At 68.1% G+C, this 22,791-nt stretch carries 24 protein-coding genes and 2 pseudogenes; 8 read left to right on the top strand and 18 right to left on the bottom strand.

The genetic code is table 11. The annotated features are described in order from the left end of the window. Nucleotides 1–3 precede the first annotated feature (3 nt). The 4 genes from ACZ4TR_RS27325 to ACZ4TR_RS27310 all read right to left on the bottom strand — a co-directional run bounded on the left by ACZ4TR_RS27325 (nt 4) and on the right by ACZ4TR_RS27310 (nt 2,909). Nucleotides 4–849, bottom strand: a complete 846-nt coding sequence (locus ACZ4TR_RS27325) for an ABC transporter permease (protein WP_465289606.1) — start codon at nt 847–849, stop codon at nt 4–6. Then, nucleotides 846–1,811 carry an ATP-binding cassette domain-containing protein gene (locus ACZ4TR_RS27320; protein WP_465289605.1) on the bottom strand — a complete coding sequence of 322 codons (966 nt, stop codon included), beginning with the start codon at nt 1,809–1,811 and terminating at the stop codon, nt 846–848. The genes ACZ4TR_RS27325 and ACZ4TR_RS27320 overlap by 4 nt, the downstream gene beginning before the upstream one ends. 103 nt (nt 1,812–1,914) lie before the next feature. Further along, nucleotides 1,915–2,508: a PadR family transcriptional regulator gene (locus ACZ4TR_RS27315; RefSeq protein WP_465289604.1), complete on the bottom strand. Its 594-nt coding sequence runs from the start codon at nt 2,506–2,508 to the stop codon at nt 1,915–1,917. 152 nt (nt 2,509–2,660) lie between these two features. After that, nucleotides 2,661–2,909 (bottom strand): hypothetical protein, encoded by a 249-nt coding sequence (locus tag ACZ4TR_RS27310; RefSeq protein WP_465289603.1) that lies wholly within the window; start codon nt 2,907–2,909, stop codon nt 2,661–2,663. Nucleotides 2,910–2,990: 81 nt separating this feature from the next. Between ACZ4TR_RS27310 and ACZ4TR_RS27305 the strand changes: the two genes are divergently transcribed. Beyond that, on the top strand, nt 2,991–3,230 hold the full coding sequence (locus ACZ4TR_RS27305; protein ID WP_465289602.1) for a hypothetical protein: 240 nt from the start codon (nt 2,991–2,993) through the stop codon (nt 3,228–3,230). Here the strand turns inward: ACZ4TR_RS27305 and ACZ4TR_RS27300 are convergent. Continuing rightward, entirely contained in the window at nt 3,215–3,625 is a 411-nt protein-coding gene (locus ACZ4TR_RS27300; protein WP_465289601.1) for a hypothetical protein, read from the bottom strand. The genes ACZ4TR_RS27305 and ACZ4TR_RS27300 overlap by 16 nt on opposite strands. Before the next feature lie 116 nt (nt 3,626–3,741). Continuing rightward, nucleotides 3,742–7,059, bottom strand: coding sequence for an NACHT domain-containing protein (locus ACZ4TR_RS27295; protein ID WP_465289600.1), 3,318 nt, complete (start codon nt 7,057–7,059; stop codon nt 3,742–3,744). 643 nt (nt 7,060–7,702) lie between these two features. Here ACZ4TR_RS27295 and ACZ4TR_RS27290 point away from each other — a divergent pair. Both ACZ4TR_RS27290 and ACZ4TR_RS27285 read left to right on the top strand, forming a co-directional pair. Then, nucleotides 7,703–8,359 carry a M15 family metallopeptidase gene (locus tag ACZ4TR_RS27290; protein WP_465289599.1) on the top strand — a complete coding sequence of 219 codons (657 nt, stop codon included), beginning with the start codon at nt 7,703–7,705 and terminating at the stop codon, nt 8,357–8,359. Between the two features lie 159 nt (nt 8,360–8,518). Then, the gene (locus ACZ4TR_RS27285; RefSeq protein ID WP_465289598.1) at nt 8,519–8,701 is read left to right on the top strand and encodes a hypothetical protein; all 183 of its coding nucleotides are present in this window, start codon (nt 8,519–8,521) and stop codon (nt 8,699–8,701) included. A 198-nt stretch (nt 8,702–8,899) separates the two neighbouring features. On the opposite strand, the gene ACZ4TR_RS27280 is transcribed toward ACZ4TR_RS27285, so the two are convergent. Continuing rightward, nucleotides 8,900–9,814 (bottom strand): AraC family transcriptional regulator, encoded by a 915-nt coding sequence (locus ACZ4TR_RS27280; RefSeq protein WP_465289597.1) that lies wholly within the window; start codon nt 9,812–9,814, stop codon nt 8,900–8,902. Nucleotides 9,815–9,889: 75 nt separating this feature from the next. On the opposite strand from ACZ4TR_RS27280, the gene ACZ4TR_RS27275 reads away from it, so the two are divergent. Next, nucleotides 9,890–10,795 (top strand): NAD-dependent epimerase/dehydratase family protein, encoded by a 906-nt coding sequence (locus ACZ4TR_RS27275; protein ID WP_465289596.1) that lies wholly within the window; start codon nt 9,890–9,892, stop codon nt 10,793–10,795. Here the strand turns inward: ACZ4TR_RS27275 and ACZ4TR_RS27270 are convergent. The 4 genes from ACZ4TR_RS27270 to ACZ4TR_RS27255 form a co-directional block, all read right to left on the bottom strand. Further along, on the bottom strand, nt 10,792–11,172 hold the full coding sequence (locus tag ACZ4TR_RS27270; RefSeq protein ID WP_465289595.1) for a hypothetical protein: 381 nt from the start codon (nt 11,170–11,172) through the stop codon (nt 10,792–10,794). The two genes, ACZ4TR_RS27275 and ACZ4TR_RS27270, sit on opposite strands and share 4 nt — an antisense overlap. A gap of 130 nt (nt 11,173–11,302) precedes the next feature. Then, on the bottom strand, nt 11,303–11,632 hold the full coding sequence (locus ACZ4TR_RS27265; protein ID WP_465289594.1) for a hypothetical protein: 330 nt from the start codon (nt 11,630–11,632) through the stop codon (nt 11,303–11,305). Nucleotides 11,633–11,721: 89 nt separating this feature from the next. Beyond that, nucleotides 11,722–12,321 carry a YsnF/AvaK domain-containing protein gene (locus ACZ4TR_RS27260; protein WP_465289593.1) on the bottom strand — a complete coding sequence of 200 codons (600 nt, stop codon included), beginning with the start codon at nt 12,319–12,321 and terminating at the stop codon, nt 11,722–11,724. 120 nt (nt 12,322–12,441) lie between these two features. Further along, complete coding sequence (locus ACZ4TR_RS27255) at nt 12,442–13,068, bottom strand: hypothetical protein (protein ID WP_465289592.1); 627 nt, start codon at nt 13,066–13,068, stop codon at nt 12,442–12,444. Between the two features lie 390 nt (nt 13,069–13,458). Between ACZ4TR_RS27255 and ACZ4TR_RS27250 the strand changes: the two genes are divergently transcribed. Together ACZ4TR_RS27250 and ACZ4TR_RS27245 are read left to right on the top strand one after the other, a co-directional pair. Beyond that, nucleotides 13,459–14,412 carry an SDR family oxidoreductase gene (locus ACZ4TR_RS27250; RefSeq protein ID WP_465289591.1) on the top strand — a complete coding sequence of 318 codons (954 nt, stop codon included), beginning with the start codon at nt 13,459–13,461 and terminating at the stop codon, nt 14,410–14,412. Beyond that, nucleotides 14,409–15,242, top strand: a complete 834-nt coding sequence (locus tag ACZ4TR_RS27245) for a helix-turn-helix transcriptional regulator (protein ID WP_465289590.1) — start codon at nt 14,409–14,411, stop codon at nt 15,240–15,242. The genes ACZ4TR_RS27250 and ACZ4TR_RS27245 overlap by 4 nt, the downstream gene beginning before the upstream one ends. A 476-nt stretch (nt 15,243–15,718) precedes the next feature. Here the strand turns inward: ACZ4TR_RS27245 and ACZ4TR_RS27240 are convergent, their stop codons facing one another. After that, entirely contained in the window at nt 15,719–16,192 is a 474-nt protein-coding gene (locus tag ACZ4TR_RS27240) for a transposase (protein ID WP_465289589.1), read from the bottom strand. 503 nt (nt 16,193–16,695) lie between these two features. Here ACZ4TR_RS27240 and ACZ4TR_RS27235 point away from each other — a divergent pair. After that, nucleotides 16,696–16,824, top strand: a pseudogene (locus ACZ4TR_RS27235) (class F sortase); the annotation flags it as partial. Between the two features lie 65 nt (nt 16,825–16,889). Here ACZ4TR_RS27235 and ACZ4TR_RS27230 read toward each other — a convergent pair. Further along, nucleotides 16,890–18,146, bottom strand: a complete 1,257-nt coding sequence (locus ACZ4TR_RS27230; RefSeq protein WP_465289588.1) for a sialidase family protein — start codon at nt 18,144–18,146, stop codon at nt 16,890–16,892. Between the two features lie 125 nt (nt 18,147–18,271). On the opposite strand from ACZ4TR_RS27230, the pseudogene ACZ4TR_RS27225 reads away from it, so the two are divergent. Beyond that, nucleotides 18,272–18,879, top strand: a pseudogene (locus tag ACZ4TR_RS27225) (MFS transporter); the annotation flags it as partial. Between the two features lie 427 nt (nt 18,880–19,306). On the opposite strand, the gene ACZ4TR_RS27220 reads toward ACZ4TR_RS27225, so the two are convergent. From ACZ4TR_RS27220 to ACZ4TR_RS27200, 5 genes are all read right to left on the bottom strand, one after another. Then, a complete protein-coding gene (locus tag ACZ4TR_RS27220) occupies nt 19,307–20,065 on the bottom strand; it encodes an SPFH domain-containing protein (RefSeq protein ID WP_465289587.1) in 759 nt (252 codons plus the stop codon). Nucleotides 20,066–20,401: 336 nt separating this feature from the next. Continuing rightward, on the bottom strand, nt 20,402–20,815 hold the full coding sequence (locus tag ACZ4TR_RS27215) for a hypothetical protein (RefSeq protein ID WP_465289586.1): 414 nt from the start codon (nt 20,813–20,815) through the stop codon (nt 20,402–20,404). 362 nt (nt 20,816–21,177) lie between these two features. Further along, nucleotides 21,178–22,110 carry a WXG100-like domain-containing protein gene (locus ACZ4TR_RS27210; RefSeq protein WP_465289585.1) on the bottom strand — a complete coding sequence of 311 codons (933 nt, stop codon included), beginning with the start codon at nt 22,108–22,110 and terminating at the stop codon, nt 21,178–21,180. Then, entirely contained in the window at nt 22,110–22,412 is a 303-nt protein-coding gene (locus tag ACZ4TR_RS27205) for a hypothetical protein (protein WP_465289584.1), read from the bottom strand. Before ACZ4TR_RS27205 ends, ACZ4TR_RS27210 begins: the two co-directional genes overlap by 1 nt. 16 nt (nt 22,413–22,428) lie before the next feature. Further along, on the bottom strand, nt 22,429–22,731 hold the full coding sequence (locus ACZ4TR_RS27200) for a YbaB/EbfC family nucleoid-associated protein (RefSeq protein ID WP_465289583.1): 303 nt from the start codon (nt 22,729–22,731) through the stop codon (nt 22,429–22,431). Nucleotides 22,732–22,791 lie beyond the last annotated feature (60 nt).

Raw genomic sequence — 22,791 nt, 5'->3', positions numbered from 1 at the left:
CATCTACTTCTTGTTGCGGTAGAGGACCATGGCGATCGGGCCGAAGACCGCGACGAGAAGTACGGATGAGACGAGCACCCAGCCGATTTCCCCGGCGGGCACCGAGCCGTGCATCAGGCCGCGTACCACGGTCGCCAGGTGGGTGATCGGGTTGACGTCGATGACCGCCTGCATCCACCCGGGCATCGTCTTCGGGTCCACGAAGATGTTGCTCACGAACGTCAGCGGGAACATCACCATCATGCTGACCCCCGCCACCGAGTTCGGCGTGCGCAGGATCAGGCTGAGCATCGTCCACAGCCACGACAGGCAGAACGAGAACACCAGCAGCAGCGCGACCGACAGCACCACGCCGGCGGCGCCACCCTCCGGCCGGAACCCTAGGACCAGGCCGAGCATGATGACGATCGCCGACCCGATCGAGTAGCGCACCAGATCGCCGAGCAGGGCGCCGACCAGCGGGGACGGTCGCCACACCGGGAGCGACCTGAACCTGTCGAAAACGCCTTTCTGAATGTCGGTGTTCAGCGTAATACCAGTGTTCATGGTGATCATGACGTTCGCCTGCACCAGGATGCCCGGCAATAGGAACTGCAGGTATTCCTGTGTCGACCCGGCGAGCGCGCCACCGAACAGGTAGGTGAACATCAACGTGAACATGATCGGGAACATGGTCACGTCGACGAGTTGCTCGGGCACGTGCTTGATCTTCAGGAGGGCGCGCCAGCCGAATGTCAACGAGGTGCTCACCGGGCCGGGTCGGGGCGGGCGCTCACCGGCGAAGAGCACACTGCGCAGCGCGTCCTCGGTGACCGGCGGCGACGCCTGCTCCGCGGACGTGGCATTCATGCGGCATCCTCCTTGGGTGTCTCCTCGGCGGCGTGTCCGGTCAGGGTGAGGAACACCTCGTCCAGGCTCGGCTGACCGAGCGCGAACTCGGTGACGTCGATGCCGCCGCGGGATAGCTCGGCCAGGGCGCGGGCGACCCGCTCGGGGTCGGAGATCCGCGCGGACAGCGCGACCGGGTCGGCGGACGGCTCGGCCGGCACGTCGAGAGCGGCGGCGAGGACCCGTTCGGCCTCGGCCCGCTGCTCGGGACTACGGAGGCGTACGTGCAGCGAGCCGGCGCCGACCGATGCCTTGAGCTGGTCGCTTGAGCCCTCGGCGATCACCTTCCCGTGGTCGATCACCGCTATCCGGTCGGCCAGCTGGTCGGCCTCGTCGAGGTACTGCGTGGTCAACAACACGGTCGTGCCTTCGGCGACCAAACCCCTGACGATCTCCCACACCTGGTTCCTGCTGCGCGGGTCGAGCCCGGTGGTCGGCTCGTCGAGGAAGATCAGTTCCGGGGGGACGACCAGGCTCGCCGCGATGTCGATGCGCCGGCGCATCCCGCCGGAGTACTTCTTCACCTGCCGGTCGGCGGCATTGGCGAGGCCAAACGCGTCGAGCAGGTCGGCCGCTCGCCGCCTGCCCCGCGGGCGCGAGTAGCCGAGCAGCCTGGCGAGCAGCACCAGGTTCTCCACCCCCGTGAGATCCTCATCGACCGACGCGAACTGCCCGGTAAGGCTCACCCGGGTCCGTACCGAACGCGCATCACGCACGACGTCGTAGCCGAGCACTTGCGCCTCTCCGGCGTCGGGGCGCAGGAGCGTGGCGAGCATGCGGATCGTGGTGGTCTTGCCCGCCCCGTTCGGGCCGAGCACGCCGTACACGCCACCGGCGCTCACGGCCAGGTCGACACCGGCGACCGCGTGGGTCTTGCCGAAGCTCTTCTTCAACCCTCTCGTCTCGATCGCGAGCTTTCCCATGGGTTCGAGTCCTTCTCTCGGTGTTGCGAACGGATTGGTTGAGCTAGTCAAGTTTGACTACTTGGCCAGAGTGCACGAGGAGGAAACGTCTAGTCAAGGTTGATTAGGCGCGCATCTTGAGGTGACCGGGGACCGTTCGCCACGAACCCGGATCATCGGCCATGGTGTAGGCGCCCTCAGACAGTCGTTTGCTCAGGCTCTTCGCCCACTCCAGTTCGGTGCGTGCCTGTCCCGCCCACAGTTCGGCCTGATCGCGGACGTGCTCGGGGGCGTCCCTATTGGGCTGCTCCCGCCACTTGGCCTGCACTACGAGCTCCGCTTCCAGGCGCGCGACCCGCTCGTTAACCTGCGCGATGGCATCTGTCCTGGTCAGCATGGGCAACATGGCGATGGACGCGTTGAGCATGTCCGGGTCGTGGGTGCGCCGCAGACCGTCGCGGACCAGTTCGACCATCTCGTCACGTCCCCGAGCTGTCGCGCGGTACAGAACGCGCTCCGGCCCGGAGTTGCCCGGCGCGGCGTGTTCGGTGAGGAGGCCATCAGCCGCCGCCTTCTTCAGCGCGTGATAAATCGAGCCGGGCTTGATCTTGGCCCAACTCTCCGCACCCCAGCTCTGCAGTTCGGACCGCACCTGGTAACCATGCGCGCCGCCGGAGAGGTGCACGATACCGAGTACCAGGAGCTTCGTCGCCGACATGCGCCCACCTCCGCTCAACCCTCTCGTCTCGATCGCGAGCTTTCCCATGGGTTCGATTCCTTCTCCCGGTGTCGCGAACGGATTGGTAGAGACTAGTCCAGTTTGACTACTGGGCCAGAGTAGACGAGGAGGAAACGTCTAGTCAAGGTTGATTAGGCGCGCATCTTGAGGTGACCGGGGACCGTTCGCCACGAACCCGGATCATCGGCCATGGTGTAGGCGCCCTCAGACAGTCGTTTGCTCAGGCTCTTCGCCCACTCCAGTTCGGTGCGTGCCTGTCCCGCCCACAGTTCGGCCTGATCGCGGACGTGCTCGGGGGCGTCCCTATTGGGCTGCTCCCGCCACTTGGCCTGCACTACGAGCTCCGCTTGCGCGCCCACCAGGGTGGTGTCAACTCCCACCAACACTAGGGTGCCCCCTGGTCCGGGTGGTGTCAGCACTGACCTACAAACGGTGCTGGTGGAGACCTCCAAAGCCAGCGGGTGATCGTCCCGGGCCGCCGGGTGCTGATCCGGGCGTGGCCGGACGAACGGCGCGCGGAGTTCGACGAAGGTGACAAGCGCACCCCGGTCATCGTGGCCGGCAGCCTGCTGACCCTGCTCGCCGCGGCCGTGCTGTCGCTGGCCGTCGTGACCGACCCGGCACCGGAAGATCTTTCCTCCAAGCCGTTCACCGGTGTGCCGGTGATGGCGGCACACCCGCGGTGTCAGTCCGCGCGTTGAAGGCCGGAATCCTGTTGCCGGGCTTCGTGCAGCTGGTCTTCGAGGGACACGATGCGGCACGCCGCGTCGATGGCGATGCCCTGGTCGGCCAGTTCCCGCACGCGGGCGCGATCCGACCGGTGCTTGCGCCATGGTACTTGGCCCTTTTCTGGCTCCGGAACTCGGAAGGCCAGCGAGCTTGAGGTCATGTCATGGTCGGCGAGCAGGGTGCAGGTGTCGCCGACTTCGACACCGAGGTCACCAGCGTCAGACCGATGGCCGCGTTGATCCGGCTGTACTGCGCCCTGGAGACACCGTGCACGGTCGGATGTCGACCAAACCCGCGGGATGGCGTCTCCCTGCTCCGGACGGTATTTCGCGTGGGCGTACCAGACCGGCGCGAACGTCCGGGCCACACGGAGCTTGTGGGCGTCAAGGTCGAACCGCGTACCCGTTCTTCTTCAGCTCGTGCTCAAATCGACTCGCCTCGAATTCGTTGCTGTCGGGCAAGCGGCGGGCATTGATCCAGTCATCAAGCACTGGCGAGCACGATCGTCTCGGTGGCGGGCGTCTGGTTGCTGCGGCGGAGTTCCAGCAGGCTGACCCCAGCCGCAACCCGGCGGAATGCGGCGGCGGAATCGCTGTCCGCCAACGCTTCCGCTTCGACCGCCAGGCACAGTGCCGCGGTGCGGATCGCCGTCGCGTTGCCCGGAGTGAGTTCGCTTTTGCGGCCGAAGACGGGCACCGCTAGTTCTTCCAGCCGGACCGTCGCTTCGCCGAGCCGGGCCGCGGCCGGACCGGCTCCGGTCCGGACATTTGTGCAGGCGCGCTGGATCTCCGCCACGAGCGAGCCCGGCGGCACGACGTGGTCGGTGGTGTCAATACCCGCGGCGGCCACGAACGCACGCGCGAAAGAAGCCGAGAACCGGTGCCAGTCTTCGGTTTCCCGGTCCTGAGACTCGTGCAACGACTCGGTGAGGGCACCGGCCAGGGCCGATCCGGTGAGCCGGGTGAAATGCCCGTCGAACTCGGCGAACGGCGCCGGCGCCCGCTCGGCGTCGCGAGCCAGGTCGAGGCCGAGCACGGTGTCCAGTTCCCGTTCCGGTTCCAGGTCGAGAGCCCGGTCGAGAGCTCGGCCCAGGACGTCGGCCAAGCGACGGGCGTACTCGAAATCCCGGGACAGGGCCAGATCGAGGTCGTGCGCCAGGTCGCTTTCCTTGTCCGGTCCGCGATTGCGGGCCCGGTCGAACGAGCGCCCCACGGAGAGATCCAGCGCCAGCGTGTCGTTCAGCGTGCGAAGCCGGCCGAGATCACGCAGACGTGCCAGGTCGAGAGCTTGCGCGTGCTCGACCTGCCGGCCGACCGCGCGCACCAGGTCGGAAGCGTGCGCCGTCGCCGAGGTGAGCACCCGGACCAGGGCTGGTTCGCCGGTATGAGCCAGCTCGAACGCCCCGGCCAGCCCGCGGACCAGTTCGCCGGTCAGCTTGTAGGCACGGGCGCTCGCTACGCCGTGATCGAGATCGAACGTGACTGACCGCAGCAGCACGAGAGATCGAATCACCAGCAGCCTGGCCAGTGTCGTCGCCGAGCCCTGGAGATCCTGGGTGACGTGCTGGACGAGGATCCGGGAGGTGATCGTGTGGGGGTGCGGGTCGTCCTCCGCCGTCCACAGCTCCGGCGCCCCCGGCACGTCCGGCCGCACCCACACGCTGAGGCTGCCGGACGGCTCGGCGGCCTGACCGAGCGCGCGCCGGACCGCCGGATCCTCGATCTCGGCGCGGCTGGGCAGCCGGTAGACCGACTCGCCACCGGCGATTTCGTTGACCCACTGGATGAATCCGAGCACGTCGGCCGGTCGAACCCCGACCACCGGACCGCCGGCTCCCGGGACGAACGGCCGCGGATCGTCGGGACGTTCGGTGCCGGTGTCGGCGAGGAAGAGCCAGTAGATGCCCACGGTGATCGGCTGGACACAGACACGCGCGGTGCCGACGGCGGAGGTGAGATTGCGCAGGTGCCGGTTCACCATCACCCGCGCCATCAGCCTGCGGCGACGAGGATCGGTGCCGGGGTCGTAACTCGAGTGCAGCAGCCGGTCCAGCCGGTCCCGCAGGGCGGGATCGATCTCGCGGGCGTGCTGCGCGCAGTCGAACGCCAGCGCGAGCGCGATGACGCTGCCGGACGCGAGGCAGGCCTCGATGATCGGGTCGGCGTCCGCGCGCGCCGAGTAGAGCAGCGTGCATTCCCGCCACCACTCGTCGTCGACCCGCCCCGGGAGCAGGCCGGCCGGCCCCTTGTCCTGGAGGTGCGCGGCAGCGAGATGTTCTTGAAAAGTGTGATGGGCGAAGGAGTACAGGCCGTTCTCCCGTTCGACCAGCAGCCCGCTGTCGCCGACGCCGCTCAAGAACGCCGACGCCGTGAGGTCCTTGGAGACCCGGCGCAGCATCGGGTGGAGCGCGGTGAGCACCCCGGAGCGCGGGAGGTCCCGTACCCGGCGCTCCATCATGGTGAACGCGAGCTGGCGCAGCAGCAGTTCCATCTGCTCCCCGCCGAGCCCGATCGGCAGCCGCTTGGCGATGTGTCGCCGCCACAACATCACTTCGCAGATCTCGCTGTAGAGCTCGGCCCGGCTTCCGGGCAGCGCGCTGCGATAGTGGTGCACGTTGGTGATCATGGTCAGCAGCAGCGGGTTCACGGTGAGTTCGCGCAGCACGGCCGAGGTCCTGAGCCGGTCGAGCAGGTCGTCGGCGGCGGAGACGGCGCGTGACTCCAGCTCGCCGGTGTCCACGCCGGCGCTCTGCTGCTGCTCGATCGACCGGTACCACCCGCGCACGAAGCGCGTGACCTGCTCGTCCGTGAACCGCCGCACCTGGAACACCGTGGCGCCGGTGATCGCGGCCGCCCGGTAGCCGTGCGGGCGGGAGGTGATCACGTAGTCGTTCCTGGGGTACTGGCCGATCTGCCGCTCCACCCAGTCCGACACCGAGCGGCGGTCGTCGGGGGTCGGCACCTCGTCGAGCCCGTCGAGCAGGATCACGCACGAACCGTCGCGCAGTTTCTGTTCGAACCAGTCCTGAGGCTCGTCCTTCCGGTAGCGCCCGAGCGTCCCGCGCTGGAGGTCCGCCAGCGTCACTTCCGGAGTAGCCAGGATTTCGGCCGCGTGATCGCGCAGGAACAGGAAGATCGGCACCGTGTGCCGCCGCCTCTCCCCAGTGCGGCAGATCCTGCGGGCCGTGTGGCGCAGCAGGGTCGTCTTGCCGCTGCCCGCCGCGCCGACCACCGCCAGCACGCTCGGGGAAGGCCGGTCGAGCAGTTTTGTCAGCGACGAGAGCTGGTTCAGCTCGGCGGGCACGTCGGCCAGCGGGTCGGACATCACCTGGTGCGGGCTTCGCGGCACCAACCAGAGCTCCACGAAGACCTCGTCGAGCTGAGGAGTGTAGGGGCCGATGGTCGCCAAGCCCTTTTGATCGACGAACCGCAGGGACTCGAGGACGAATTCCCGGTACCGGCGATCGAAACGCGCCAGTTTGCGCCCGAGGCTCTGGTCGATCCAGTCGATGAGCTTCGCCTGACGGCGTTTGAGGAGTTCCGATCCGATTTTCTGGGCGAACGAGAAGACCGCCAGCACACCTTCGTAAAAGGCCAGCAGGATCACGGCGAGCACGGAATGGTCGTGGACCCAGCCGGGCCAGAATCCGGCCGCGGCTCCCGGCAGCGCCAAGATCGCCGTCAACCAGCCAAGCTTCCCCATCGTCTTGCCCGCCGGCATACCGCGACTCCCTCCCGTGGCTCGACATTCCAGGATACCCGCAGCCCGCCGCCATGGCGGGGAAACGGCCTGCAAGAACATTGGAACAAAACTTGGTGGCGAGAACTGGGTCCCAGGTCACGGGCTGAATTGGTAGTCCAGCGTGCGTTGAGGCTGGTCTCGGATCGATGAGCCGGTGCACCGCCGAATAAACCCCTCACCGAACCGTGCCCAGCAGCGCCGAAGTGCATTCGGCTGCCCGGACTGCCCCAGCCAACCTGCGGATCTGTCAGAGTCGTACGTGACTGGCCCTATTTTACTAATTTCCCTGGGCACTGCTGAGGTAAACGATGTGTGACAATCGACAAACTAGTTGCCGACAACTGCAGCGAAGAACGCAAACATATGAGTTGGTCAACCGCGGTGATCGACCCGTAGCCTGGACCCGACCGGGACCGGCCGTGCCCGTGATCAACGCCTTCGCCATCACCTTCGGTGACCGCCGGCCGGGAGCCGAAACCTACTGATCAACCACGCCGGAAACACCGATTGCGGGACAGACCCCAGGAACCGACACCTTCAGTAAGGAAATGACACGTGCATCGAGACTGGTCATGGCTGCGTCGGCTTGAGACAGCCGAGGAACCGCAGGCGTTGATCATCAACATGTCACGGCCAATGAGAACCTATAACGGCTGTAGGGCCTCGCGGCTGATGTCGTCATCTCACGGGAGATGATCACCTCGTGAGCGAGATCATCTTGATGTCCGACCCGAAAGTCGCAGCCATCCCGGTCGTGGAGTGCGACGAACAGCTCGTGGACGTGCGACGCGTCAGTTCACTGCTCGTCGATGACCGGAAACAGCAGGACTCTGCCGATACCTTCGCCTACCTGCGGGAAGGCGTGCTCGAACGCCTCCTCGCAGCTGAAACGTCGCTGCCGCAGGGCCTGCGACTGCTGTTCGTCGAGGGGTACCGGCCGCCGTCGCTGCAACGCCGCTACTTCGAGGAGTACAGCGCGAAACTACGTGCCGACCACCCAGAATGGTCCGCCGGGCAGGTCCAGTCGGCAGTCAGCCGTTTCGTTTCCCCACCGGAGATCGCACCACACAGCGCGGGAGCGGCCGTCGACCTGACACTTGCCGATGCCGACGGCCATGAACTCGATCTCGGTACCCGCATGAACGCCACCCCAGAGGAAAGCGCCGGCGCCTGCTACATGCACGCCGCCAACATCACCAACGAAGCACGCACGCTTCGGCACATCCTCAGCACCGCCCTGACCGACGCCGGCCTGATCAACTACCCCACCGAGTGGTGGCATTGGTCATACGGAGACCGCTACTGGGCCCTCATGACAGCCACAGCAACGACCCGCTACGGACCGATGGACCTCGACTAGCAGCAGGCATGCCCAATCCGACCAAGACCGACACGCCGAGGTATACACAAGAAGAATTGACCCGACAGCAGTCACGCTGGCCAGGTCGCACCCGACCAGATCGACCCTCTCGCGCCTGGGGACCCGCATAGATCCGATCGGCGAGCCGGCCGTGGTGCAGTGGAGCTCAGCCACGCAGGGCGCTGCCGGCCTGCCAGGCGCTCCAGCTACAAACAGCGCCATGCGGTGGGATGCGGCATCAATCGGCTCAAACGCCACCGCGCCGTGGCCACCCGATACGACAAGCTCGCCGTCCGCGACGAAGCCGCCGTCCACATCGCCGCCATGAACGAGTGGCTCTGACCAACTTCGGTACAGGCCCTAGGGGCGTGACCCGGAACGTTTGAGGTGTCGGGTGTCAGGCTGCCCGAGTGGCGGGTTGGCCCCAGCGTCGTTGGCGTTCGCTGCGGATGCGGGCGCGTTCACGGCGTTGGGCGGTCAGCACGTCGGGATGACGGGCGTCGGTGTTGCGCCAGTGCGGGTAGTTGTGCAGGTGACAAGTCAGTGCGGGTGCTGGGCGCGGTACTGACCGGGTGCCACGTTGTAGGCGCGCTTGAACGCCTTGCCGAACGCGTACTCCGAGCCGTAGCCGCAGCGGGCGGCGACCGTGCGGAGCGAGTCGTGGGACTCGCGGAGGAGGCGGGCGGCGGTCGTCATACGCCACCAGGTCAGATACGCGAGTGGAGGCTGGCCGACGACCGTGGTGAAGCGTTTGGCGAACGCCGCGCGAGACAGGCCCGCGACCGCCGCGAGGTCCTCGACAGTCCACGGCTTCTCCGGGCCGCGGTGCATCTGGCGCAGCGCCGTCGCGATAGCGGGGTCGCGCAGCGCGGTGGCCCAGCCGGCCGCGTCGTCGGGCTGCTCTTCCGACCACGCCCGCAGCACGTACAACAGCAGCATGTCGATCAGCGCCGGTAGCGCCGCCTCGGTGCCGGAGCGCGGGTCCAGCAGCTCGTTGACCAGCAGCTCCACCGCGCTGCGTAACGACGGGTGCTGCCCGGGCCGCGCCGGCAGGTGGATGATCGCCGGGAGGTCGGCCACCAACGGGTGCGGGCGGGCCGGGTCGAACATGTAGTAGGCGCACAGCAGCTCGGTAACCACGCCGGCACCGTCAATGCGCATTTCGTCCAGGCGGGTGGCGTCGTTGGGCCGCGGCTCGAAGTCGACGATCGGGCTGCCCGGCTGGTCGACGAGCGCGTAGTCGTCTCCGTGCGGGGTGAACAGGACGTCACCGGTGCCCAGCGCGAGCGGCTCGCCATAGTCGGACAGAAGCCAGCAGTTGCCCGCCACGACGACATGGCAGCCGGCCAGCCTCCTCCGGCTGAAGCGCACACCCCACGGGGCGTGGCTGGTGGTGCGGGCCGCCTTCGGGCTGCCGGTGCGCATGGCCACCAGCACGTCGCTCAGGACATCCATGCGGAAGATTCTAAGACATCTTTCTCAGCTTTTGGGCCATCCACAGTCTTCCCGTTCGTCAATAACCTCGAGGGCATGACATTCCATGTTGTTATCGGTGCCGGCCCGACCGGCACCGCCACCGCACTCCTGCTCGCCGAGTCCGGGGACGACGTACGGGTGGTCACGCGACGCGGGACCGGGCCGGCGCACCCACGGATCGAGCTTGCCGCCGCGAACGCCACGTCCGGGCTGGCCGACCTGGTCACGGGCGCCGCCACATTGATCAACTGTGCGATGCCGCCGTACACCCGATGGCCGGAGGAGGCGCCCGCGTTGTCGGACGCCCTGGTCAACGCGGCCGAGAAGACCGGCGCGGGGTACGTAAGCCTGAGTAACGGCTACGGCTACGGCCCCGTGGACGGTCCGCTGATCGACGATCTCCCGCTGCGCCCGACCACCGTCAAGGGCCGCGTGCGGGCGCAGATGTACCGCGACGGCCTCGCCGCGCACGAGGCGGGCCGGTTGCGGTTCACGGAGGTCCGGGCGGCTGACTACCTCGGCGTGGGCGCACTGGCCACGTTCAATTTGTTCATCGGCCCCCAGGTGCAGGCCGGTCAGGAGGTCGTGATCCCGGCCGATCTGGACGTGGCACACAGCTGGACCTACACGGGTGACGTGGCCAAGACGCTCGTCGCGGTGGCGCGATCCGAGCGGTCGTGGGGCAGCGCCTGGCACACGCCGCAGACCTCGGACCTGTCGATCCGCGAGATGGCGGCCCGGTTCGCGACGGTGGCCGGCCGTCCGCGGCCGGCCGTCCGCGATATGACGCCGCTGGAGTTCCACGCGGCGATGGCGGACCCGCTGATGGTCGAGACGGCGGAGATGCAGTACCTGTTCTATCGCGAGAGCGTCCTGGACTGGTCACGGACGGCGGCCGAGTTCGATCTGAAGCCGACGCCACTCGACGACGTGCTGCGGGAGTTGGCCGCCGCGGCTTAGCGCCGTGACCCGGAACGTTTGAGGTGTTGGGGCCAGGCTGGTCGTGGCGCTTTGCGCTGCCGGAGGACACCGCAGAGTTGATCGTCACCGACTGAGTGACAGCCGTGGAACCGCCGAACACCGTGCAGCTTGTGATAGTCCGCAGGCAGCCGCCGCGGATGACCTTTGCGTGCCCAGCCGGCACCGGCCTGCGGGTGAACAACCAGGGGTTCAAACTCGTCGAACGCGAACACTCGTTGCGGGAACTGGCTGCTCACATGCTCAATCCGGGCGAGTTTCGCCTCGCGGTCGGGATCGTTGATTCCTTTCCACGTCTTGATCCGCTGGACCGTGATCCCGTGCTTGATCAGCAGCCGGGCGAGCGGCGAGGAGGACATCAGTCCGTTGCAGGAGTCAATCGGGCAGTTCGGCGGTCACGGCGGCTCTGCCTCTCCCCCAGGCGGACGGCGACGGTGACGCGGCCAGTACCACCGAAACCGTCAGCTCAGCCGCGCAAGACGCGGTGCGTCATCGCATCAACGGGCTTCGCCGGACTCGCGAGCCTTGTCGAGGCAGGCTTCCCTGCCACTCGCGTTGTTCCCTTTCCGTCAGTTCACGGACCCTGGTGATCACGCCGGCGTCCGCGGCAACCGCCCAACGCCAAGCCAGCGGTGTGCGACACGCACCGCGGAGGTCAAGCTGATCCCGGACCCACAACCAGCCGTGCTTGAACCGTGCCAGATACAGTGGACGCCTGCCACGACTCACCTCGATGAGAACTCGTACCGCGTTCTCCGGCTCGCAGTCGTCGCTCGACCACTGCCGGATCACGCGTTCACCGTCGATGCGGTTGGCCATGCTCGATGTCCTTCACAACCTCGCTGAGCACGAACGGCGCGTCCGTGCTCGCGTCGCCCTCGGCAACGCGAGCACGGACATCCCGAATCTCAGGGCCGGCGTTTCCCGGCGTCGTCCGCCACCTCGATCTGCTCCTTGCGCACCTCACCCGTCACGGTCTGCTCCTCGGCCACGGTCTGCTTCCCGAGACGCACCTTCTCGACAGGCACAGCTTCCTTCCGCACGACCGGCTTCTCGGCGTGCAAGGTCACCTCCTGCTCCGCTTCCTCCAAGTGGTGATCCCCCGGACGTCCGTCGGTGATCGGCTCACGTTCGACACGCACCTCCTCGTGCCGAACAGGTACCTGCACCCGCTGCTCCTCGGTCACCACGTACTTGCGAAGCCGGACACGGCCCGACTCGACCACTTCGGTACCGACCTTCAGCCGTTCCTCCGAGCGGGTCATCGACTCCTGGCCGTCCCCTCCCGTCCAGCCCCGGCCTCGGCCGGCACCGGGCTCGCGGCCGCGGACCGGCTCCGTGCCGCGCGCGCCGGCGGCCTCGGAGAGACCGTAATAGCGGTACAGTTCCTGGCTTTCCTCAGGCGACAGGTGCCCGTCGGCGTCCAGCCGAGGAGCCCCGGACACCTTGTCCTTCGTGACGGGCGCCACGATGTCGTCTCCACGCAGCCGGGAACCCTGCAGAGGCACGAAGCTTTCCTTGTGGCCGAAGAGACCGCTGTGCCCGACCAGATTGTCGGGCTGCAAAGTGCGCGACACGCAGATCCCGTCCTTCTGTTGACTACCGGTATGTCGATGGCGTACTGGGCGTTACTTCGTTCCGACGATGGTGGGCTGGCTGTGCGGCAGCTCGATGTGGGCTTTCTGCCGATCCAGCTGTTCCGCGCCGTTGGCCGCGTCGACGTGTTCGGCGGCAGCGAAAGCATCGCCGTTGGCGACGACCGTGCCGTCGAAGTCCAGCAGCTGACCGGGTTTGACCGCCACCGGCGAGTTTCCCTGCGGCAGCAGCTTGACCCACACCCGATCCGTGGCGTTGTCGCCGATCCAGAAACCTTCCGGTCCCGGCACGGACTGGACCGGCACCGCGCGACCGGACACCGGCTTGCCTGCGAAGCCGAGGAGGTCGCCGCCTTGCGGCAACGGGAACATTCCCTGCCCTCCGGCGTTCAATTGGCCGGCCGGGACGCCCGACGCTGCCGGGCCCGAGGACGGGGCTGCTGGCGCACTCGTCGAACTGGTCGGCGGCATGGCGTTGCTCGGCGTCGCGCCGGTACCGGCGTTCTGGTCGTCGCCGTTGCAGCGCGCCAGCAGGAAGATGAGGAGGGCGATGGCGATGAGCGCCACCAGCACCAGCCACAGCCAGTTGCGGCTCTTGCGATGTTCGCTGCCGACGGTCTCGGTTGCTCCCGCCGTACGTCCGGTACGCTGCCGGGACATCTCGTGTGCTGTCGGCTGTCCGCGTTCCTGGGCGGTGGACGATCGACGGGGTTCTCCTGGCTGGGCCACGAAACACCTTCTTTCATCGGCGGCAGAGCTCTAGGTGGCTACCCGCTGACACCGATGACACCTGACTTCGAGCGTCTCTGTACTCAAGGGAGTGACAGCGATCCGTGGGCCGGGCTGGTCCAGGCGCACGACGATGACTCCGACGGGTGACGGCTGAACTTCCAAGGCACCGAGACGCAGGTCTGCACCGCCGCCGGATGGCTTGCCGGCCTCACGGGCAGCTCGCGCGTCAGTGCGGGCTGCCGGATGTGCGGCTGGTCGCCTGCTCCCACGGCCTGTACGTGGTCGGCGCGGCGTCGACCAGGCGCCGTAGATCACCCCATGAGCGTGTGGTGCGGATCGCAGCACCGGCAGAGCATGGTTACGCTCGCGACCGAGGCCGATGCTGGAGGCGTGAACGACTTGACCGGAACCCTCGCCCTCGTCACCGGCGCCAGCGACGGCATCGGGCTGGCCCTCGCCGAGCGGCTCGCCCAAGCCGGAGCCGAACTGATCCTGCCGGTCCGCAACCAGGCCAAAGGCCTCGCGGCCGCCGAGCGCGTCCGGGCCGCCGGAGGTGTGGCTACCGTGCGCGAGCTGAACCTGGCCTCGCTCGGCTCCGTCGAGGCGCTGGGCCGGACGTTGAACGACGAGGGCCGCCCGATTCATCTGCTCGTCAACAACGCCGGCGTGATGACCCCGCCTGCCCGGGAAATCACCACCGACGGATTCGAATTGCAGCTCGGCACCAACCACCTCGGCCATTTCGCACTCACTGCGCACCTGCTCCCCCTGCTGCGCGAGGGCAAAGCCCGGGTGACCACAGTGTCGAGCGCTGCCGCCCGGTTCGGCAGGCTCCGCTGGGCGGACCTGCAGGCCGAGCGAAAGTACTCGCCGGTGCGGGCCTACAACGCATCGAAGCTGGCGAACCTGCTGTTCGCCCTGGAACTGGACCGGCGGAGCACCGCGGCCGGCTGGGGGATCACGAGCAACGTCGCCCACCCCGGCACCACCGTGACCAACCTGTACCAGCCGCGTCAGGAGGCGATGATGCGATGGCTCGCACGACGGGGCGCCTTCGCCCACGGCGTGGATGCCGGGCTGCTGCCTATCCTGCACGCCGCGACCAGCCCGGACGCCACAGGAGGGCGGTTCTACGGACCCGACGGCCTCGGCCAGTTCACCGGCGCGCCCACCGAACTGCCGGTGTACCGGTCGGCCCGGGACGACACCGCCGCGGCTCGGCTGTTCGAGGTGTCCGAGCGGCTGACCGGAGTCGAGATGAGGATCCAGTGACCGACCGAGCGCGCCTGGCGGACTTTCTGCGCACCCGGCGGGAAGCGCTGCAACCCGAGGACGTCGGCCTGCCTCGCGGGCGCCGGCGGCGGACGAGCGGGTTACGGCGGGAGGAGGTCGCCCTGCTCTCGGACGTGTCCGTCGACTACTACAGCAGGCTCGAGCAGCCCGCCGGACCACGCCCGTCGGAGCAGACGCTCGCCGCGCTCGCCCGCGGGCTCCGCCTGACCATCCAGGAACGTGACCACCTGTTCCACCTCGCCGGATACGCCCATCCCGGACACGTGATCCGCGCCGAGCACATCAACCCCGGAATGCTGCGCGTGTTCGACGGCCTCCAGGACGCCGCGGCGCAGGTGGTCACCGACGTCGGCGAGACCCTCAAGCAGAGCAGGCTCGCCGTCGCGCTGCGCGGCGACGAGACCCGGTATCACGGACTCAACCGCAGCCTGCACTACCGGTGGTTCACCGCCCCGGACTCCCGGAACCTGTACCCGCCGGAGGACCACGCCGCGCGGAGCCGGCTCGTCGCCGGGAACCTCTACGCCGCCCATTCCCGGGGCGGCGAGCGTGCAGCCGAGATCGTCGGCGCACTGCTCGCGCAAAGCCCGGAGTTCGCCGCGATCTGGAGCGAACACCCCGTGCCCGGCCCGTTTTGCGCTCCCGAACGCCTGACACATCCGCTGGTGGGGCCGCTCGAACTGCACTGCCAGATCCTGCTCGACCCCGACCTCTCGCAGTCGTTGCTCGTCTACACGGCGGCTCCGGGCACCGAGAGCGCCGAGAAGCTGCGGCTGTTGTCCGTGCTCGGCGAGCAATACGCCCCTTGAGGCAATCCCGCGAGGCCACACCCGCAGAAGACCAGCACCCGAACGCCCCTTCCGAGCGGTGGCACCGCTCTACCGAATCTACGACATTTGCGCAGTAGCCGACGACGATGACGACGTACTTGGGGCACATGTAGCCGGCCATCTCCGAGCGCGCGAAAGCCATGACGTCCGACGGGTTCAGAACTTCACCGGCTTTGGCGACGACGACGGCCGACGCTGACGCGTTGAGACGACGCAACCTCACCAAAATGGGGACCGAAGCAATGTCACGGAACTAAGATTCAAGGCGCATTACATCCCGTGAGACAACCGAGGGATCTGCTGGTCAGCTGAGATCACCCCGGGGCATATCGCCGCGTACGCCGACGTGCTCAACGTGCCAGCCGACCGGTTCCATAACCCGCTGAGCGAGCCGCTTCGATCCCTGCGGAGAAGCCACGGCGAGGACGTCGGCTGACTCGTCGCGCTCTGGCGGGTCAACTCCGAGATCGATCGTGTGGCCGACTCGACGCCGACAACAACCTCGTTCGCGGTGGTGACTCAGGATGCACACCGCTGACGTCGGCCAGCAGCCGCGCGGCACCGGACAGCCCGATGCCGTGCAGATCCAGCAGCGTGGATCCGCGGGCGATCACCAGCTCACGAAGATCCTTTTCCGTGGCCTTGGACTTCTTGTCGATCGTCTCGAGCTCGGTGATCAACTCCACGACCAGACGGCGGCGGGTCTTGCCCACGATGTCTCGCGGTCTGACCGTCGCCACGAGCGCACGGGCCTGTGCTGCGAACAGGAACTTCTTTGCGCCGCCAGGAAACAGCTCCACCAGCAGTCGGTGAAGGCGGTTGACGGTTTGAGTCCTGGCGCGACCGGGTTCGTCACGGCGGTCGACGATCATAGCCATCACGACCAGTTCGGGGTCGGCCTGGACTCGGACCAGGTTCGGTGCGCGCAACGCGGCCAGGGCGACGGAGTGCGCGTCGACGGGGTCGGTTTGCGGCCGTTTCCGGTGACGAACACCCGCACCTGTGCCGACAACTTCGCCGGCACATCGAGCACCGTCTCACCGTCGCGGATCAGTCGGTGGGCGATATGCTGGCCGACGCCGTTACAGCCTTTCACGCCCATACCCGCTCGGCGAACCGACGCCCGGCGGACAGCATTTCCGCATACCCGAACTTGTCAGTGCCGAATTTGCCGACGGTGACCATGTCACAAACCCCTTTTCAGCCACTCCTCGCGCGGTGCTCGGTGAGACACATGCCATGAGAGAGCCACGCCCATGCCACCGGCGGGCAGCCGCAGTGTGGGAGCGACTCACCGAGCACCTGGACCAGAGTCTGGCCGGATCCGGTCCTGCTGCCCGGTCTCAAGTAGCCGACGAGCGGACGACAGCATGAGCGGATGGCTACTGCCTGACGTGTCGCAGGCAGCCTGAACTGGGCAAGCCGTCGAGACCCGACCAAAGCCGTGTACGGCGACACGACCGACGCGGAACTGCGCCTCATCACCTGCGGCGGGCGGTATGGCGCGGCCAACCGCAACTACCTCGACAACGTCATCGTGTACGCGAAGCTCGAGCACTGAAGACCGGCACCCGCGCGCCACCATCCACCATGGATATCCGGTGGCGCGCGCGTGCGGTCCACCGGTCAGGAAAGCGTGACCGTCACGCTCCACAACCGGTCGTCGGTGGTGTGCGGGTAGGTGTAGGCGCCCGCGCAGCCCCAGCCCGACTGGCAGTTGTCCCCCATCACCTTCGCGGTGCGCGGCCCGGTGACCGCCACGCCCTGGTAGCCGCTGGACCCCAGCGTGTCGCACGGGTGCACGCCGTAGCCGCCGGAGCAGCCGGTGGGCAGGTTGTCGTAGAAGCTGTGGACCGTGGTCCACGTCGTGCCGCCGTCGTAGCTGAACGTGATCTTGTTGCGCGGCCGCCCGAACACGAGCATCAGCACGCCCTGGTCCATGGTGTGCAGCACCGGGTTCACGCCCCGTACGGCCGTTTCGTCCGCGGCACCGGGCACCTTCAGCGCGTACGCGGCGCCCCAGGTGGCCGCGGCGAGGTCGGTGGCGGAATTCACCGGGCCGGTGGTGACCCGGCCGAGCAGCCGGCTGTAGGCGAGCCCACCGGACATCTCGTCGAGCCGGGTCACCATGAGCAGGCGGCCGTCGGCGCGCCGGGTGACGGCGGCCTCCGTGTAGTTGTAGGTGCCGGACAGGAAGACCGTCGACGCCCGCTTCCACGCCGTGCCGTCGTGGTTGCCCGACAGCAGGTACACCGCCGAGAGGGTGCTCTGGTGCGCCGCATAGAACGGCACGACCTGGCTGCCGTCGGGCAGGGTGAGCACGCCCTGGAAGAGCCGCCCGGTGCCGGAGCTGATGGTGCCGCCGGTGAAGTCGAGATCGGCGCGGCTCGGGCGCCAGCTGGCCCCGCCATCGGCCGAGGTCCACCGGACCGCGTACCGCTTCCCGGTCGCGTCGACCCGGCCCAGCTCCTCGACCGCGACGAGGTCGCCGTTGGTGGCGGTGAAGACGTTGCCGACCTTGGCGAACTGCGCGTCCGCGGAGTTCAGCAGCGGCCCGCCGGTGCGGGCGTCGAGCGCCGCCTGCCACTTGCCGGCGTCGTCCTGGTATTCGATGCGCAGCTTGACGGCGGGATCGCCGTCGGCGCTGACCTGGAAGCTGCGGACGAACCGGTGACGGGTCACCCCCGCCGCGTCGGTCCAGGTGACGTACTGCAGCGACGGCATGGCCCGGTACTGCCGGTTCGGGTCCTGAGGCTCGACCACCACCGCACCGTACGTCGCCTGCAGCGCCGCGGTCGTGCCGGTCGTGGCCCCGGCCGGGCCGGTCCACACCACCGCGCTCGCCACCGTGCCCAGAACGATGGCAAGTATCCGTTTTCTCACCGTTTCCCTTTCACCGTGCGATCCCCCGGGATACGCACGCTCCAGGGGGCTCCCCGGTTTAGGCCGGGCTTCCGGCGTTTTGCCGGGGGAAGTCGCGCGGGGCGGTGGACTCTCGAGAGGTCGTGGTGGCGGCAACACCGGCGGGGTCCGGGGTGCGGACGCTGATCCCGGCCCGCATCGACCGGCTCCCCTGGTCCCGGTTCCACACCCGGATGGTCGTCGCCCTCGGCGTGGCGTGGATCCTCGACGGCCTCGAAATCACGGTCGCCGGCGCGGTCGCAGACACGCTGACCAAGCCCGACACCCTGCACATGTCGTCGACGGCGGTCGGCCGCTGGCGACGATCCACCTGGCCGGCGAGATGGTCGGGGCGCTGTTCTTCGGGAGCCTGTCCGACAAGCTGGGCCGCCGGAACCCTGTTCATGCTCACCCTGGCCGTCTACCTCGTCGGCAGCGGCCTGATCGCGCCGACCCTCGGCAACGGCGCGGGCTGGGTCGTCTTCCTTTACGCCACGCGGTTCGTGCCGGGCATGGGCATCGGCGGCGAGTACGCCGCCATCAACTCGGCGACCGACGAGCTGATCCCGGCCTGCTACCGGGGCGGGTGGACATCGCGATCAACGGGACCTACTGGGCCGGCGCGGTGCTCGGCACGTACATCCTGCTCGGGGCTCGGTCGCCATCCGATGCTGGATGGGATCGACTACTGGGACGAGCTCACGGACTCGCCGTCCCAGATGGAGAACTGTTTTCGCCCGGACGGGATGTCGGGGCGGCGCTGGAGCGCAAGTACAACGTCGGCCGCCGCGCGGTGGTCAAGGCGATCGCCTCGGTGCGGCCGAAACCACGGAAGAAGCCACGACCGCGGCCGTCGAACTGAACCCCGTAAAGCGGCGTCCCTGTACCCCTTCTCCCACCTCCGGGCACGCTTGCACGGGTCCCGGCTCACAGCCACGGGACACCTCGCCAGGCTGTTCTTGCGCTCGAGTCGCGGTATCACTCGCCGCCGGCGGCTTCTTCGCCTGGGGGAAACGTGTAGTACCTCACCGATGTGTCGCGAGAGTCGACATGGTTGCGCCGCTCACACGCGGGACAGCGCACGAGTGTGACGTCACGGAAACGAATACCGTCGTACCACTGTTGGCCGCAGCCCCCGCAGGTCACCTCGACGAGGTAGTTGTCCATGACTCCGCGCGCGGCGTAGTCGAGCCCGGGGCCAGGCACGGTGCGGACCGACCCAGTGCAGTCGTCTCTCGCGCGTAACGGTCCACGTATGCAGAAACCTTTTGGCCTGCTCGGCGTCGCCGCGCGGCAGCCGGCTCGCCGTCGGGTGTCGGGATGCCACCGGCGGTCGGCGGACCCGCCAACCCTCGTCCCACCTGCCGCCGTGCGGCCCGAGACTCAGACCCGTGCTGTTGCCGGACGACCGACTTCAGCACCACGCGCGCCAGGACGACGCCCGCCGAGCCGGTGCCGTCGCACAGCCGACCCTCCAGTTCGGCCTGGACCGCGTCCCGGTCGGCCATGATGTCGGCAAGATCCCGCGAGCCGACGACGTCACGCAACGCGCCGATGTACAGGTCCTCGACAATGACGATGTAGGGCCTCGAGCCGTACGCCGCCTCGACCGGATTCGTCACCCGGAAGAAGACGGTCGCCACGATCGTCACCACCCGGCTGTCCCGGCTGAGCACCTCCTGCGGGAGGAATGTCAGGATCTGCTCGGCCCGCTCGATCCGCACACGGATGCGATCCACGAACGGCACCAGGACAGTTCGTCCTTGTTCAGCGACTCGCAGGAACGCTCCGAACCGCTCGACGATCGCCCATTGATTCCTCCTCACCACGATGACGCAGCGCTTGACGAACAGCACCACCGCGAAGATCAAGACCACGGCCGCGCCGCCGGCGATCAGCACGTCAACACCTCATTCCTCGTTCGCGGACGCAGATTGTCCGTTCCTCGTCCTGGGAAGGGACCCAGCTGGCCTGCTCTCTCGTCCCGTGAACGACCGGATAACACGCGACGGCAGCTCACCGTGCCAAGGCCTGGCTCGCCGTCCCCGCTGACGTCGATCACCAACGACATCGACGCGACCGGCGCTTTCGCGAACCAGTTCGGCGAGCTGAATGTGAGGCCGCTGACCGAGCCGATCGGGCGATTCCCGCGCGTCTGCGTGACTCCGAGACGCTCACTCGCCGCTTCCCGGTGCTTCCAGGTGCCCTGCCGAGAGGCGGTAGTTTTTCAGGCCCCGTCAGGGCAGGAGCCGCTGAGTGGCGTCCGTCCAGCGCCGCCGGAACTCGTCGTCGACGAGTGTGCTCATGCTCGCCGGTGTCTCGCCGGGCTGGAGGGTGAGATACAGGCTGAAATAGGCGGCCGGTCCTTCCATGGAGGCGTTGGTTTTGATCCTGGGGCACCACGCGTTGGTGCCGAAATGCCGGTCCAGGGTCTCCAGCGCGGGCTGTTTCGTGGCCTGGACGAGGCGATCCAGCAGGTCAGCGGAGACCGTGCGTCCACCGGCGGTTTCGCCGACCTGGACGATGCAGAGGAAGTCGCCGACGGGTACGTCACCCTGCGGCGCGACGCCATCGGTCGGCGGCGTGACGCTGCTGGCCCGTGGCCCGACGCTGCCGGCTGCCCGCAGGCGCTGCTGCTCGAACTCATGCATTGTGTCCGTTAGGTACCCTTTCGGTCTGTCGCGTCGCCACCACGAGCTCATTCGCTCACTTCCCTTTTCGTCGTGCGCCAGTCGGAACGATCAGACTCCCGATGATCCGATGTCCTCTGCAAACCGCTCCTATCTGGCATTCGTCCTCCGGCACACCCCGTGCACGCACGGCGGCCCTGCCACCGGTAACAGGCTTCACGCGGCCGAAGCGACCATCATTGGGCTCGCACAGGAACAGGGGCGGGTTTCATTTCCGGACCTCGTCGTCGCAACGCCACGGCGGTTGTTCATTTCATTGCTCCAGCGTAGAGACGCGGTATGAGCGGAAGTGGTGGATGGACACAGCCGGACACACCACGAACTCAATGCAGCCGCCGCAGCGCTTCCAGTCCCAGCGTCTTGTTGAGTCCGGCCCCGCCGGCGATGTCCTTGGCGGTGTCCAAGCCCTCGTTGTCGATCGCCAAGTCCACCATCCCCGGTACCTGCAGCCCGACATCGACCACGCTGCTCGCCACCTCCGCGACTCCCGTGGCCGCCGGGGTGAGCTCCGCCAGCTCCCACACCGCGCGCCCAGCAGGGATAAGCCCGACTGCGTCGCCGCCGAGGCCGATCCAGGCGTTCGGATCGTCGTAGCTGTCGGTTGCGATCATGTCGACGCCGTGGGCTGCCAGGGCCGTAGCCCCCGCCAGCAGCGCCACCGGCGCCGCGAACGGCGCCAGCACCGGGATCAGCGCGAGCCCGCCGGCGACCGCGGACACCGCGCCCGCGATGTCACCGACCTGGCCCAGCGTGGTGTCGGTGTCCGGCGCGGCCGGCGGCGCGTGCATTCCCTGCGTCTGGGCCGCCACCAGCGCCTGCAGCTGCCCGGCGACCTGCCGGGCGAACTCCTGCTGTTTGGCTTGCCCCGCCGCGCCGTACATCGGGTTGCCCAGCTGCAAGTAGGCCGGCAGATTCGCGTTGACCGCCTGGACGATCGCGTTCTTCACGCTCGTCAACGCCTGCGCGTAGCGGTCGGCCATCGCCGCCTGCTGCTCGGCGCCCTGGCGCTGGCTTTCGAGCGTCACCGCTCCCTTGCCGATGTTCTGCCCCATCGCCTGCCCGGCCTGATCGCGCCACGCCTGCTGCGCGGCCTGGCGCTGGTCGGACAGCTCGGTGCCGGCCAGGTTCGCTGTCTCACCGGCCTTGCGCCAGTCGTCGGCGAGGTCGGCGACCTGGTCCTCGTCGTCCGGCGGCCAGGGGTTCGCGATCGCCTTGACAGCGGTCCACAGCTCGTTGGCGGGTTCCGCGACGGCCATCAGCGGCCGCCGAGCGCTTCGCCGCCGGCGGCGTCCGCGGCCCGGTAGTCGCCCGCCGAGCCGTGCCCGGCCGCGGCGGTGTCCTGGATCCCGCGGGCGATCCGCGCGGCGGCGTCGCCGAGGGCTTCGGCGCCGGGCCGGAAGCCGGCCAGGAAGGCAGCGCCCATCGGTCCCTGACCGAGCCCGCCGGTGCCGGCCGCGGTCGCGTTGCTCCATCCTGTGTGGAACGCGGTACCGGTCTGCTCGAGTCCCGTCATAGCGTTGGTGACGCCGTCCACGTCCATGTCGGCACCGTCGGTCATGGTGCGGTCCTCCTGCTCAAAGTTCGAGTTGGCGCACGGTCAGTTCGAATGCGCGCGCGTCGGCCGCTTCCCGCGCGGCACGGTGGGTTTCGGCGATCGCGGCGGCGAGCCGGCGCGAGTCGGGGTCGCGGTAGATCCGCGGGTCGAGCACGAGCTCCAGCAGGTCACCGCGTGCGTCGACGGTCGCGGAAATCAGGCCGTCGGATGAGAACGCGGTTTCCCGGACGGCCGCGAGCTCCCGTTGGATGTCGCGGATCTCCCCGGCCAGTCGTTCGAGCCGCACGGGTTCGTAGGTCAGGACCATCCGCTGGGTTTCCACCGCGCCTCCCCGGGTTCGTGCGTCTACGGGGAGTCTGCCGGTCCGACAGGTGCACGACGG

The organism is Amycolatopsis sp. NPDC028719 (assembly GCF_055565395.1).
Note: the sequence above shows the minus strand (reverse complement) of the source record. Positions and strands in the feature narration are given on the sequence as shown.